At 64.9% G+C, this 12,647-nt stretch carries 11 protein-coding genes; 7 read left to right on the forward strand and 4 right to left on the reverse strand.

The window, feature by feature from the left end:
• Window positions 1-58: 58 nt before the first annotated feature.
• The 4 genes from AC07M9_RS12870 to AC07M9_RS12885 all read left to right on the forward strand — a co-directional run bounded on the left by AC07M9_RS12870 (window position 59) and on the right by AC07M9_RS12885 (window position 4,239).
• Window positions 59-310, forward strand: a complete 252-nt coding sequence (locus AC07M9_RS12870) for a hypothetical protein (protein WP_494884149.1) — start codon at window positions 59-61, stop codon at window positions 308-310.
• Window positions 311-619: 309 nt separating this feature from the next.
• Complete coding sequence (locus tag AC07M9_RS12875; protein ID WP_494884150.1) at window positions 620-1,480, forward strand: M48 family metalloprotease; 861 nt, start codon at window positions 620-622, stop codon at window positions 1,478-1,480.
• Window positions 1,481-1,723: 243 nt separating this feature from the next.
• On the forward strand, window positions 1,724-2,989 hold the full coding sequence (locus AC07M9_RS12880; protein WP_494884151.1) for a nucleotide sugar dehydrogenase: 1,266 nt from the start codon (window positions 1,724-1,726) through the stop codon (window positions 2,987-2,989).
• Window positions 2,986-4,239 carry a glycosyltransferase family 4 protein gene (locus AC07M9_RS12885; RefSeq protein ID WP_494884152.1) on the forward strand — a complete coding sequence of 418 codons (1,254 nt, stop codon included), beginning with the start codon at window positions 2,986-2,988 and terminating at the stop codon, window positions 4,237-4,239. Before AC07M9_RS12880 ends, AC07M9_RS12885 begins: the two co-directional genes overlap by 4 nt.
• 1 nt (window position 4,240) lies before the next feature.
• Here AC07M9_RS12885 and AC07M9_RS12890 read toward each other — a convergent pair whose 3' ends face one another.
• Window positions 4,241-4,798 (reverse strand): hypothetical protein, encoded by a 558-nt coding sequence (locus AC07M9_RS12890; RefSeq protein WP_494884153.1) that lies wholly within the window; start codon window positions 4,796-4,798, stop codon window positions 4,241-4,243.
• Between the two features lie 420 nt (window positions 4,799-5,218).
• Between AC07M9_RS12890 and AC07M9_RS12895 the strand changes: the two genes are divergently transcribed.
• The 3 genes from AC07M9_RS12895 to AC07M9_RS12905 all read left to right on the forward strand — a co-directional run bounded on the left by AC07M9_RS12895 (window position 5,219) and on the right by AC07M9_RS12905 (window position 9,383).
• Complete coding sequence (locus tag AC07M9_RS12895; protein ID WP_494884154.1) at window positions 5,219-5,887, forward strand: polysaccharide biosynthesis/export family protein; 669 nt, start codon at window positions 5,219-5,221, stop codon at window positions 5,885-5,887.
• A gap of 17 nt (window positions 5,888-5,904) precedes the next feature.
• Window positions 5,905-8,115, forward strand: a complete 2,211-nt coding sequence (locus AC07M9_RS12900) for a GumC family protein (protein WP_494884155.1) — start codon at window positions 5,905-5,907, stop codon at window positions 8,113-8,115.
• Window positions 8,116-8,207: 92 nt separating this feature from the next.
• On the forward strand, window positions 8,208-9,383 hold the full coding sequence (locus AC07M9_RS12905; protein ID WP_494884156.1) for a glycosyltransferase: 1,176 nt from the start codon (window positions 8,208-8,210) through the stop codon (window positions 9,381-9,383).
• A 42-nt stretch (window positions 9,384-9,425) separates the two neighbouring features.
• On the opposite strand, the gene AC07M9_RS12910 is transcribed toward AC07M9_RS12905, so the two are convergent.
• The 3 genes from AC07M9_RS12910 to AC07M9_RS12920 all read right to left on the reverse strand — a co-directional run bounded on the left by AC07M9_RS12910 (window position 9,426) and on the right by AC07M9_RS12920 (window position 12,568).
• Entirely contained in the window at window positions 9,426-10,016 is a 591-nt protein-coding gene (locus AC07M9_RS12910) for an acyltransferase (protein ID WP_494884157.1), read from the reverse strand.
• A 3-nt stretch (window positions 10,017-10,019) separates the two neighbouring features.
• A complete protein-coding gene (locus AC07M9_RS12915; protein WP_494884158.1) occupies window positions 10,020-10,964 on the reverse strand; it encodes a glycosyltransferase family 2 protein in 945 nt (314 codons plus the stop codon).
• 308 nt (window positions 10,965-11,272) lie between these two features.
• Window positions 11,273-12,568 (reverse strand): O-antigen ligase family protein, encoded by a 1,296-nt coding sequence (locus tag AC07M9_RS12920; RefSeq protein ID WP_494884159.1) that lies wholly within the window; start codon window positions 12,566-12,568, stop codon window positions 11,273-11,275.
• Between the last annotated feature and the right edge of the window lie 79 nt (window positions 12,569-12,647).

Here is a 12,647-nt window from a genome sequence, read left to right on the forward strand (position 1 = left end):
AGCACAGCCGACCAAAAGACAACAAGAGGACGCCGGGAAACCGGACGGCTGAAAGACAATGACGGCAATTCTCTACGGCGAGTGCGTCGGAGCCTACGGCTCTGCCGCGGTGCGCATTTCAGGCCTGGGCGACGGCGGTTGCGACCTGGAACCGATCGCGGCGCCGCTCGCGCTGGGTGACGACGTCCTCTTGTGGATCGGCGCGGTCGGCCCCTTCGCCGCGCAGGCCAGGCGCGACGACGCGCGCCAGGTCAGCGTCTGCTTCCGCGAGCCGCTGGACAGGCGGATACTCGATCACTTCAGGGCCTGAAAAAACGTCGTCCCGGCGATCCCTCGCCTGCCTTTGGGCCCGTTACGGCGACCTGAAGCGCCAACCCAGACGCATGTGATCCCTTGCCTGCATCGCTGCCCTGTGTAAGCGATGCCGTCTCGCCCATTCGGGCTCCACTGGAAGGGACCCCGTTTGACCCGACGTTCCGACCCGCGATCGAGCCGCTCGGGTGGCCGATCAGGCCGCGGCGTCCTTGCCGGCGCGTGGGCCGGGTTCGCAGGCCTCGCCTCGCTCGCTGCCCCGGTCGCCCAGGCGCAGACGCCCACCGCCTTGCCGTTGCAGGTTGCGATGGACCGGATCGCCCAGGTCGGCTGGCGCCTCGACGGCGCGGCCGCGAACCTGTGCCCCAGGCAGTCCGCGCCGATCGGTGCGGAATTCGACTACATCGGCGCCTACCCGGCCCGGGAGCGCTCCCGGGTGAGCGACATGTTGGGTCTGGGCGAGCGGCCGCAGGTTGCCTCGATCATCGCAGGCGGGCCCGCCGAGCGGGCAGGGCTCCGGCCGGGCGACGAGATCGTCGCGGTCGACCAGGTCGACTGGCGGACCCTTGCCGAGCGCTCGCCGGCGCCGGCTCTGCTGGCGGACCATCTCCAGGAACTCACCGCCGGGGTTCCGGCCGGCCGCCCCGTGGTTCTGGACGTGTTGCGCCAGGGCAAGCCACTGCAGTTTTCCATACCGCGCGATTCGCGATGCGCCGCCCGCTTCCTGCTCAAGACCGCCGGCGGCATCGACGCCTACAGCGATGCCGACAATGTGGCGATCACGCTCGCGCTGGTGGAATTCGCGCAGAATGACGACGAACTGGCGATCATCCTTGGTCACGAACTCGGCCACATCATCAACCGGGACGGGAGCGGAATGTCGCTGCGCGCGCGCCGGGCGGCCGAGGACAGCGCCGATATCCTGGGTGCGAAGCTGGCCCGCTGCGCCGGGTACGACATCGCGCGGGGCGCGCGCGTCTTCACCCGTCTGCACGAACGCGACTGGCTGCATTTTCTCAAGGCCCCGACGCACCGCAGCATGAAAGTTCGCGCGGTCCATCTGCGGGAATTTGCGAGCGATACCAATACTCAAGCCTGTCCGCCCCTGAAACCTGCAGGCACTGCCCAGACCGCGCCGAGCAATCCCGTACCCGCAGCGGCCCGGTGATCGACGGGCGTTCCACATCCCCCGGGTTGAACATATTGCATCGCAGCAAATTTCTGTTACGTGTTCATGCGGATATTGCCAGAGCAACCGTATTTGGCGTCACACCGACAAAAGACATTTGCAGATTTAATATTGAGTTTGGCTGTTTACTAACTTTGTAACAGACCTTCTCGACAACGATTGCAACCAGTTCTTGCTAATCTTCATGTTACTATCGAAAATTGAATTAGGGGCTAAAAGACCTTGAAAATAGCTATCTTTGGGCTTGGCTACGTCGGTTGCACGGCCGCAGGTTGCATTTCCAGCCAGGGACATGTCGTCGTCGGTGTGGATGTCAGTTCTTCGAAAGTGGCTGCACTCAACGAAGGTCGCTGCCCGATCCAGGAACCTGGACTGGGCGATCTGGTCGCCAAGGCCCATGAAGACGGCCTGCTCACCGCCACCACGGAAATCGGCGATCAGCTCGACGACGCCGACATCGCCATCGTCTGCGTGGGAACGCCCAGCGGCGTCGATGGCGCCCACAACATGAGCTACATCGTCCAGGTGACGCGCTCGATCGCGGCGGCCATCAAGCCGGGCCGCACCCGCCCGCTGACCGTCGCCTATCGCTCGACCATGCGCCCCGGCACGATCGACCTGATGATCCGCCCGATCTTCGAGGCCCGGCTCGGCGAATCGGCCGATGCCCTGGTGGAACTGGTCTACAATCCCGAGTTCCTGCGCGAGGCCACTGCGATCGAGGACTATTTCCACCCGCCCAAGATCGTGATCGGCACCAAAGACGGATCGCCTTCGGCCAACATGGAAGGCCTCCATGCCGGTATCGAGGCGCCGATCTTCCACGTCGGATTCCGCGAGGCGGAGATCACCAAGTTCGTGGACAATACCTGGCACGCGGTGAAGGTCGCCTTCGCCAACGAGGTCGGCCGGGTCTGCGAGAACCTGAACATCTCCGCCCGGCAGGTGCACCAGATCTTCGTCTCCGACACCAAGCTGAACATCTCCCCCTACTACACGCGCCCGGGCGGCCCCTTCGGCGGGTCCTGCCTGCCCAAGGACGTGCGCGCGCTGCAGTACATCGCGGCCGACACCGGGGCGAGCACGCACCTCTTCGACTCGCTGCTGCGGACCAACGAGGCCCACAAGCATCACCAGTTCCTGCGCGTCACCCGCGACCTCAGGCCCGGCGCCAGCGTCCTGCTGATCGGGCTCTCGTTCAAGGCCGACACCGACGACCTGCGCGAAAGCCCGGCGGTCGACATGGCACGCAAGCTGCTCGAGGCCGGCTACGCCCTCAAGGTCTACGACCCCGCGCTCAAGCCCGAGAATCTCGTCGGGCAGAACCTGGGTTACGCCTACGCCTATCTCCCCTCGATCGAGACCCTGCTCGTCGACAAGGCCGGAGCGGAAAGCGGCGGATACGACCTCGCCATCGCGACCAATCGCCTGGCGCGCGACCTGGACCTGGGCGACACGCGCGTCATCGACGTGAGTGCGATCGCATGACGGCCGAAGTGTCTCAGGCCGATTGGGCGCGGGCGCCCGACGCGGCGGATCGTCCGCTGGAAGGCAGGAAGGTCCTCATCGTCGTGGAGAACCTGCCCCTGCCCTTCGACCGGCGCGTGTGGCAGGAATCGCGCGCACTCGTTGCGGCCGGCGCGCAAGTCGCGGTCATCTGCCCGACCGGCAAGGGATACGAAAAGCGCTACGAGATGATCGACGGCGTCGAAATCTATCGCCACCCGCTCCCTATCGAAGCGAGCGGAGCGCTGGGCTTCCTCCTCGAATACGGCGCGGCGCTGTTCTGGGAAACGGTGCTTGCGTGGAAGATCTGGTACAAGCGCGGGATCGACGTGATCCAGGGGTGCAATCCGCCGGATCTCATCTTCCTGGTCGCACTGCCCTTCAAGCTGCTGGGCGTGAAGTACATCTTCGACCACCACGACATCAATCCCGAACTCTACGAAGCGAAGTTCGACAAGCGCGGCTTCTTCTGGAAGCTGATGGTGTTCTTCGAGAAGCTGACCTTCAAGGTCGCCGACGTCTCGATCGCCACCAACAACAGCTACCGCAAGATCGCCATCGAGCGCGGCGGGATGGACCCGGACAAGGTCTTCGTGGTGCGTTCCGCGCCCGACCTCAGCCGCGTCAAGCGGGTCGCGCCCAATCCGAAATGGAAGAACGGGCGGCCTTATCTGGTCGGCTACGTCGGCGTGATGGGCGAGCAGGAAGGCATCGACCTGCTGATCGACACGGTCGACCATATCGTGCGCCTCAAGGGCCGCGACGACATCCAGTTCTGCCTGGTCGGCGGCGGCCCCAGCCTTTCCGGCCTCCAGGAGGAAGTGGCCCGGCGCGGCCTGGCGGATTTCATCCAGTTCACCGGGCGCGCGCCCGACCAGGACCTGTTCGAGGTGCTCTCGACGATGGACCTGGGCGTCAACCCCGACCGCGTCAACACGATGAACGACAAGTCGACCATGAACAAGATCATGGAATACATGGCGTTCGAGAAGCCGATCGTGCAGTTCGACGTCGTCGAAGGGCGCTTCTCCGCGCAGGATGCCTCGCTCTACGCCAGGGCCAACGACCCTGTCGACATGGCGGACAAGATCCTCGAACTGGTGGATGCGCCCCAGCGCCGCGCCGAGATGGGCGGGTACGGGCGCCGGCGGGTCGAGAGCGATCTCAGTTGGTCGCATCAGGTGGCCCCGCTTGTCGAGGCCTATCGCAAAGTGCTGGGCCTTGGAAAATAGCTCAGGTTTTGCGCCGCCGCCGCGCGGCGCCGCCAGGGATCGAGGACAGCAGCCGGGCATGTTGCCAGGCTGCCGTCCCGACCACGAAGGAGGCGCCAAGGTCGATGGCCCAGTTCAGATGCGGGCCGCGATAGAGCAGCATGTCCGTCGCGTGGAAGGACACCATGCGCAGGAAGATCAATTCCACCATCGCGATCATCCCGTAGAGTGCCCAGCGCTCCAGCCGCTGGGGGCGACGGCCGCGCCCCGTCGGGTGTCCACGCCACAGCACCACGGCGAGCGCCGCCGCCAGGATCGCGCAGGCCGCCGCCAGGGGCGCCTGGAATTCACGCCGGCTCGCGTAGTCGCCATGGGCTTCCAGGCCCGTTCGCAGGGCGGTTCGAAGCGCTTCCTCGAAGCCGGTCAGGCGCAGCACGATCAGCGCCGCGAAGAGCACGGCGGCGGCGCCCCACAGCGCCAGGCTCTTCGGCGGCCCCTGCAGGCGCCGCACCTGCAGGCAGGACCTGGCACTGAGAACCGCCACAGCGGCATATACAACACAGCAAACGATATTAAGCATGCGACATCGCGCCCCATCAGGGAACCTGGTGCAGCAGCTGATGTGCAACTGCAATATCGGACTGCTAGATCAACCCGGGCCCATGGTCCAGCGGACGAATGGACCATACCCGCTGCCGCCGCGCTCGCAGCATGCGCAAGCCTCGGTGCGGGCGGCATTTTTATGTTGAAATCATCCATTTGCCTGAAAAATCGGCAGCCGCGCCCTTGCCGCGCGGCAAGCCGGCCCGCATGGCGAGGCGCGCTTCCGGTTGCGCGCGCATGGCCGCGCGGCACCATCATGCACCGCACAATCGCTCTTTCCCGCCCGCAGCATATGTCTTGCCATTGCCAAGGGGCCTAGTTATGCAAATTTCATTCGACACGGGGTCCTTACTTAATGTTGATCGCAAAAACCGGTCGCTTTGCGCCATTGCCTGTCATGCTGGCCCTCGTCTTGTCGGGCTGCAACGGCACGCCACCACCAAACATCGGCCCGGTGACCGCGCAGCCGGTTAGCGAGTTCGGGCAGTCCGATTATGCCGCGGCGACCTCGACCGTATACCTGCTGCAACCGGCCGACGTGATTTCGATCAGCGTGTTCCGCGAACCCGAGCTTTCCCTCGAGAGTGCCACGATCGGCGCGGGCGGGACGATCTCCCTGCCGCTGCTCGGCACGATCAACACCACCGGCATGACCAGCGAGCAGCTCGGCCAGCAGATCGAGCAGCGCCTGCAGGGCCGTTATCTCACGGCGCCCCATGTGGCGGTCAACGTGGTCGATTACGCCTCGCACATGGTCACCGTCGAGGGCGCGGTGGAGAAGCCGGGGATCTACAAGACCACTCCGGCGACACGGCTTTCCGGCGCCATCGCGCTGGCCGCCGGCCCTTCGCGCGTAGCCAAGGTCGGACAGGTGGCCGTATTCCGCACCACGCCTCAGGGCATCGCGATCGCCAAGTTCGATTATGCTGCAATGCAGCAGGGCACGATGATCGACCCTATTCTGCAACCTAACGACCGCGTCGTCGTGGGCACCTCCGGCCTGTCGCAGTTCTGGCAGGACCTGCTGAGAACGCTGCCCGCCTTCGCGCTCTTCACTCAGCTCTGACGGGACGCTAGAACATCATGCACACCAGCGACAACGCGCTCCCGCCGCCGCCGCCTGCCACATGGGCCGACCGCTACCTGCCGTCGGAACAGCCGCAGGAGAAGCTTGAAGACGCCAAGACCATCGACATGGCCACGCTGCGCGGGTTCGCGTGGCGCCAGCGCTACATCCTTTCGGGGGTGATCCTCGGCCTGCTGGTACTGGGCTTCGTCGTCACCCTGCTGATGCGCCCCGTCTACGAGGCCAGCTCCACCGTCCGCGTCGATCCCGAGGGCACGAACATCATCGAGGGCCAGGATCTCTCGCCCGAGATCCGCCCCAACGAAGTCAACGACTACCTCGCCACGCTCGTCGCTGTCATCAAGAGCCGCTCGATGGCGATGCTCGTGGTCGACACGCTGAAGCTCGATCGCAACGCCGAATTCCTCGGCGACGCGCTGACGTCGAAGCGCGAGGGCGTGAGCGCGGCCGAGTGGAAAGCCAAGCTGCGCGAGATGGCGGCGGCAAAGCTCATGGCCCAGGTCAAGGCGGAAACGCCGATGACCGGTCACCTGATCACGATCAGCTTCCCCTCGTCGGACCCGGCTCTCGCCGCCTCGATCGTGAATGCCTACACGGACAACTTCGCGACCGACGACGTGCGCCGCAGTCTCGAGAAGAACGACTACGCGCTGCGTTACCTGCAGAGCCAGGTGAAGTCCGTCAGCGATCGCCTTCGCGTCGCGGAGCAGGCCGCCCTCGCCTATGCCCGCGCGAACCGCATCGTGGGCCAGTCGCTGCTCGGCGACGGCGGTGACAATGCCTCGGGCGAGTCCGTGCCGCAGACGATCACCGCGGCGAACCTCGCCAGCGTGAACTCGTCGCTGTCGCAGGCGCGCGAGGCACGCATCACCGCCGAACAGCGCTGGAAGGCCTCGCAGGGCCTGCCCGCGGCGCAGCTTCCCGAAGTTCAGCAGAACTCCGCCATCCAGGGGCTCGTCGGCACGCGCTCGCAGCTTGCCGGGCAGCTTGCCGAAATGCGCACGCGCTATGGCGAAGGCTATCCCCAGGTCGCCGGTCTGCGCGCCCAGGTCGATGCGCTCGATCGCCAGATCGAAAAGAACCGCCAGGACGTCAAAAACGGTATCCGCCAGAACTACGAAGTTGCCCTGCGCCAGGAGCAGGCAATGTCGGGCATGCTGGACACGACCTCCAATGCCACCCTGGACGAGCAGGAACGCCGGGTTCAGTTCAACCAGCTCGACCGTCAGGTGAAGGCGGAGCGCCAGCAGCTCTCCTCGCTGCTGGAGCGCTACAATCAGATTTCGTCCGCGGCGAACATTCGTCCCGGCACGATCACGAAGATCGACGAAGCCATCCCGCCGGTCAGCCCGGTGTCGCCGAACCTGCAGAAGAACCTGCTGGTCTCGCTCGTGGTCGGCATCGGCCTGGCGCTTGCGGTGGCCGTGCTTCGCGAAGCCTTCGACGACCGCATGCGGTCGATGGAAGACCTCCAGCGCAAGCTCGGGGTAAAGGCGCTCGGCCAGACGCCGATCGTCCCCGACCATGACGTGTCCGAGGAGCCGCTCCCGCTCGGCGAGGCTTATTCCACGATCCGCACCTCGCTCGATTTCGTCCTGCCTCGCCCGGATCACAACGTGCTGCAGTTCACGTCGAGCCAGGCGGCCGAGGGCAAGACGACGACGGCGGTGGCCATGGCGCGCCGCTACGCCAGGCTCGGCAAGAAGGTCCTGCTTGTCGATACCGACTTGCGCAAGCCTTCGGTGGCGCGTCACTTCGGCGGGACCTCCCGCCCGAAGGTCGGCGTGGTGGAAGTGCTCCTCGGCGAAGTCGCGCTCGAGAATGCGCTGCTGCGATCGAACGAGCCGAACCTCGACGTCCTCCCGGTCGGTGCGGCCCCGCCCAACACCGTGGACTTCCTCTCCTCGACCCTCATGGCCGAGTTCGTGAAGAAGTACCGGAACGAGTATTCGATAATCCTGTTCGACTCTCCACCGGTCATGGGCCTCGCGGATGCGCCGCTGCTGTCGCGCCTCGCGGACGGCGTGGTCTTCATCGTCGAGTCCAATCGCGCCCACTTCGGCCAGGCCAAGACCGCCCTGCGCCGCATGCGCGACGCGGATGCCAATATCCTGGGCGCCGTGCTGACCAAGTTCCGCGCGCTCGACGCCGGCCACTATTACGACTATCATTACACGTACTACAGCTACGGCGAAGAAAAGGGCTGACCCCGCCCCGCCAATCGCGCCCGGCCCGAGCCGGACGCGATTGGCGGGTTCGCTCGACCCAGATCGCATCACACCACACGGAGCCGCCGACCATGAAGCGCCGCATCGTGCACGTGACTGCCGATTTTCCCGATCCCATCGACGGCCATAAGACCAAGGTCATACGCTCGCTCGTGGACCTCACCGAAACCGGCTTCGATCACTGCGTCTATTCGCTCAACAGGCGCACACCCTCTCCCGCACGATTTCTGCAGTCGGTCCTGCGGAACGGCCTTCGCCCTTCGCCCGAGGTCGAGACGCAGCCCTTCCGATACGGCAGCGCCGCCATCTATCGGGCACCGCCCAAGGGCATCCTTCATGCCACCATGCTGCGCCAGGTCGGAGACTGGCTCGCGCGGGATCTTTCGTCCGGCGAGCCGCCAGCCCTGATCGTCGGGCACAAGCTTGCGGTGGAAGGGATCGCGGTGCGCCGCGCCTCAGCCGAGCTGGGCATCCCTTACGCACTGTCCATCCAGGGCGATACCGACACCAAGATCCTGTCCGCCCGGCCCGACCTTCGCCGGGAATTCGCAAAGGTCTTCCACGAGGCCTCGGTCGTCTTTCCGTTTTCTCCCTGGGCCATGCGCAAGGTCGAGGATGCCCTGGGCCGACGCAGCGCGGCCAGTGTCCTTTTGCCCTGCCCCACCGATCTCGACCTGCCGCTGCCCCCGATCGTCGGCGGGCAGGGGCTGGTGTCGGTGTTCCATCTCAAGAACTACAAGCGCAAGAACCTCGCGACGATGGTGGAGGCCATCGGCCTGATGGAGCGCGAAGGCGATGCGCCCCTGCTGACGGTGATCGGCGGCGGCAGCCCGCAGGAAACCGCGGATTGCCAGGCGCTGGCAGGCAAGGTCCGCCATGTCGAATTTGCGGGACCGATGTCGGGGGATGGCCTTCGGACCCGCCTGAACGCGGCCGCCGGCTTCGTCATGCCCTCGCTCCGCGAAAGCTTCGGCCTCGTGTTCATAGAGGCGCTGTTCAGCGGCTTGCCCATCATCTACCCGGCCGGGACCGCGGTCGACGGCTATCTCGACGGCCTGCCCTTCGCAATCCGTGTCGATGCGCGTGATGCCGCCGCGCTGGCGGCCGCCATGCGCCACGTCGTCCGCGAGGAACGCAACCTCAAGGAGGCGCTTGCGGACTGGCAGTTCAGCAAGGACGCGGACCGTTTCAAGCGCGGGACGATCGCCGCCGACTTCGCACGGGGATTGACCACCGCGATCGGGTGATGGCCGGGCGGACCTTCTTCCCGATCTCCCAACCCGCTCGGATCAGGTTCTCTCCGGCTCCGGCACGGCGAGCGGCAATTCGCGCCGGCCGACTATCTTGCCCGGCGATCCCGCGACGATGGACATCGGGGGAATGTCGCCCTTTACGACCGTGCCCGCCGCGATGACCGAGCCATCGCCGATCCGCGTCCCCGGCAGCACCACCACGCGCGTCGCCAGCCAGACATCGTTCCCGATCTCGATGTCGCCTTCGCGCATCGCCTGGTCGGTCACGGGCGATCCGTCGTTGAAGCGATAGGTCGATGCCGTCAGCATGACTTCGGGACCGAACAGCACGTCGTCGCCGATGCGGATCCACCCGTCGCGCGGCCCTGCCCATATGTGGCATCGCGAACCGATGCGGACGCGGTCACCGATGACGATCCGTTCCGAATTGGAGAACACCACGTCCGGGCTCACGCTGGGCCCGGCGCCGAAGCGTATCTGCCGCATCGGAGCGACATGGGTGTAGTTGTAATAATTGACCAGTTTGCCGAGGTGCAGCCATGCCCTCGGATCGAGGGTTGACCGGATCAGGCGCAGCAATTTCGCGCCCCGGCTCAGCCGTTGCTTGTGGGCGAACTGTTCCTGCACGGGTCAGTACCCCGCCAGCCAGTCGCGGCGCTGCCCCCAGATCGTCCGCCACCGTGCCGCATCCTCGGAGCGGCCCGACAGCCGCGCGCGCAGGGCCGAGGCAAAATGCCGGTTGGCGATCCACAGCCACAGCATCGCGATGCCCAGCGTCGCCCGGCGCTTGCTCCAATGATCGCGCACGAGCGTCGCTTTGGACCGCATCAGGCGCAGGATCTTGTCTTCCCGCTTTGCGCTGGAGGCGCCGACAAGGTGCATGATTTCGGCTGATGGCGTGATCATGGGGCGATACCCCATCCGCGCCGCGCGAAGGCACAGATCGTGTTCCTCGCCATACATGAAGTAGCGTGTGCTGAAGCCGTCCAGCTGGCGCCAGAGCGCCGTGGGCACCAGCATGAAGCACCCGACCACGACATCGACATGCCGGACCGTATCGCGCTTCCACCCGCCGATTCCTTCGGGATTGAAAAACAGGGTATTGGAAAAGACCTTCGCAAGACCCGTCGCCGAGCAGAACAGGCTCCACAGCGACATCGTGTTCCAGCAGGATGCGATGTTGAGCGAACCGTCCGGAAACACCGTGCGCCCGCCCACGATCCCCGCCTGGGGATTGGCCTTGCCGAACGCGACGATGTTCTCGACCGCCTTGGGGTGAGTCTCGGTATCGGGATTGAGCAGCAGGACCCAGGGCGTGGTCGCCTCTGCGGCGATCGCGTTGTTGGCCTTCGCGAAGCCTACGTTTTCGCTGCTGGCGATCAGTTCGATATCCGGGAAGCGCGTGGCCACCGCTTCGGCCGATCCGTCGTGCGACGCATTGTCCCACACCACCACGCGCATGGTGATGTCGCCGGCATTCTCGAACAGCGTTTCGATGGCACGGATCGTGAGGTCGCGGGTATTGTAGCTCACGATGATCACCGTGACTTCGGGAGAGGCGGCAGACTGGGTCATGTCATTTTCCGTCAGGTTACACGGGTCGGGCGAGGTGCGGTCGTATGGGCCGGTGCCAGCGCCGCCGCGATTCTGGTTCGGAGCCGCCCAATGGGCCGCTCGACGCACTCGAACACGGGGGCGCTATATATCAACAAACAGTTACAGACACCAAGCCTATTACGGCTCACTCTTAGCAATATCATCCATCGATAAGCAATGAGACAACCGAAAAACCAAGAATATCGTCACGCCAATACCGGCGCTGCTGCAGGCATGTCCGAGAAATACAATCGCGATCGACGGCCCTCCGCTGATCGAGCACTCCGTCAGGACATGCGAGTCCGCTCCGGCACGATCAGCGCGATGCCGATCATCGACATGAACCAGGTGAGCGTGCCGCCGAAGTACGACGTGGTGAATCCGTTGATGACCAGGCCCGCAAGCGTAATCGAAAGCGCCAGGCTCAGCTTGCGATCCCGTTCCGAGGCGATCGCCCGCGAGCGGCCGGAGGCGAAAATTCCGGTCATGCAGGCCATGAACAGGCATATGGGAACGATGTACCCGTGACGAACCCCCAGCAGCAGCCAGTGATTATCGATGCTGTTGATCATCCACGGCAGGCGCTCGTAATCCGAGAAGCCGATGCCGAACCAGGGATGCTTGGCGACCGATCGCGACCCGTATTCCCAGATGAGCTGCCGGAAACGCCCCGTCTGCGGATCGAGCGTGTAGCGAATGAGGATGGGCACGACGCCATTCTGGGACGCGACCTGGAGAAACGTCATGAGGACGGCGACGGCGAACAGGAACGAGCGCCATCCGACGCCGCGGACCATGCGCTGGAACCAGTCGTATCCCAGCAGGAAGAAGCTGATGGCCATCGACAGGATTGCCGCCGAGCTGACCGAAAAGAATGCCAGCAGTCCTGCGATGACGCCCATCTTGTATGGCCATTTGCGCAAGGAGGAATTGATATAGAGCGGCAGGAAACTGGCGAGGAACAGACCGGCCAGAATCGGGTGCGAGAACGGACCGGCCGCGCGCAGCAGCCCCAGGCGCACCACGTTGAACTCCTTGCCGCCGGCAACCGCCTCCCCGTTTTCGAAGTATGCGAGGTTGCCGAAGATCGCCGCGAAGGCCGGGCGCACGAGCTGCCGGTGGGTGATGCTCTCGACCATCATCGACAGTCCGGCGATCAGGAGGCCCGGCGCGATGACGACCAGCAACCTGCGGATATCGTCGAAGCTGCGCACTGTCAGGCGAAGGATCAGGTAAGGCGAGATGACGTCCAGCGCGAGCGCGCCGCCGCGCCGGATGCCGTCCCCGACGCCGTAGAAGGCGCTGAATGACACCACCATCCAGATGACGCCGACGAAAACCCACAGGTCGGCCATGCGGAACGGATAGCGTCCCTTGGCAAGGCTCACGATGATCCATGGCAGCAGCGCGAAAGTGACCGCACGATAGGGGTAGATCACCTGCCCCGCGAGATTGATGCGGACCTCCTGGGGAACCAGCGTCGCATACAGCAGCAGGATCGCCGGCAGCAGCGGCATCAATGTGCCCGCCGTCCGGATCCTCGGGAGCGATGCTGCGGAAAACCGCAGCGGCTGCTCAGGCATTGGCAATCCGGAAGAGGCCATATCGTCCCGCACAATCCTATGGGTTTTTCTCATATGCCCAAAGCACACCCCCGGGCAA

Source organism: Novosphingobium sp. GW821-FHT09E05 (assembly GCF_059416165.1).

Bases quoted from the DNA above. Each gene is read 5' to 3' on its own strand.
- AC07M9_RS12870 (WP_494884149.1), top strand. From the start codon at position 59: ATGACGGCAATTCTCTACGGCGAGTGCGTCGGAGCCTACGGCTCTGCC.
- AC07M9_RS12875 (WP_494884150.1), top strand. From the start codon at position 620: ATGGACCGGATCGCCCAGGTCGGCTGGCGCCTCGACGGCGCGGCCGCG.
- AC07M9_RS12885 (WP_494884152.1), top strand. From the start codon at position 2,986: ATGACGGCCGAAGTGTCTCAGGCCGATTGGGCGCGGGCGCCCGACGCG.
- AC07M9_RS12890 (WP_494884153.1), bottom strand. From the start codon at position 4,798: ATGCTTAATATCGTTTGCTGTGTTGTATATGCCGCTGTGGCGGTTCTC.
- AC07M9_RS12895 (WP_494884154.1), top strand. From the start codon at position 5,219: ATGCTGGCCCTCGTCTTGTCGGGCTGCAACGGCACGCCACCACCAAAC.
- AC07M9_RS12900 (WP_494884155.1), top strand. From the start codon at position 5,905: ATGCACACCAGCGACAACGCGCTCCCGCCGCCGCCGCCTGCCACATGG.
- AC07M9_RS12905 (WP_494884156.1), top strand. From the start codon at position 8,208: ATGAAGCGCCGCATCGTGCACGTGACTGCCGATTTTCCCGATCCCATC.
- AC07M9_RS12915 (WP_494884158.1), bottom strand. From the start codon at position 10,964: ATGACCCAGTCTGCCGCCTCTCCCGAAGTCACGGTGATCATCGTGAGC.
- AC07M9_RS12920 (WP_494884159.1), bottom strand. From the start codon at position 12,568: ATGCCTGAGCAGCCGCTGCGGTTTTCCGCAGCATCGCTCCCGAGGATC.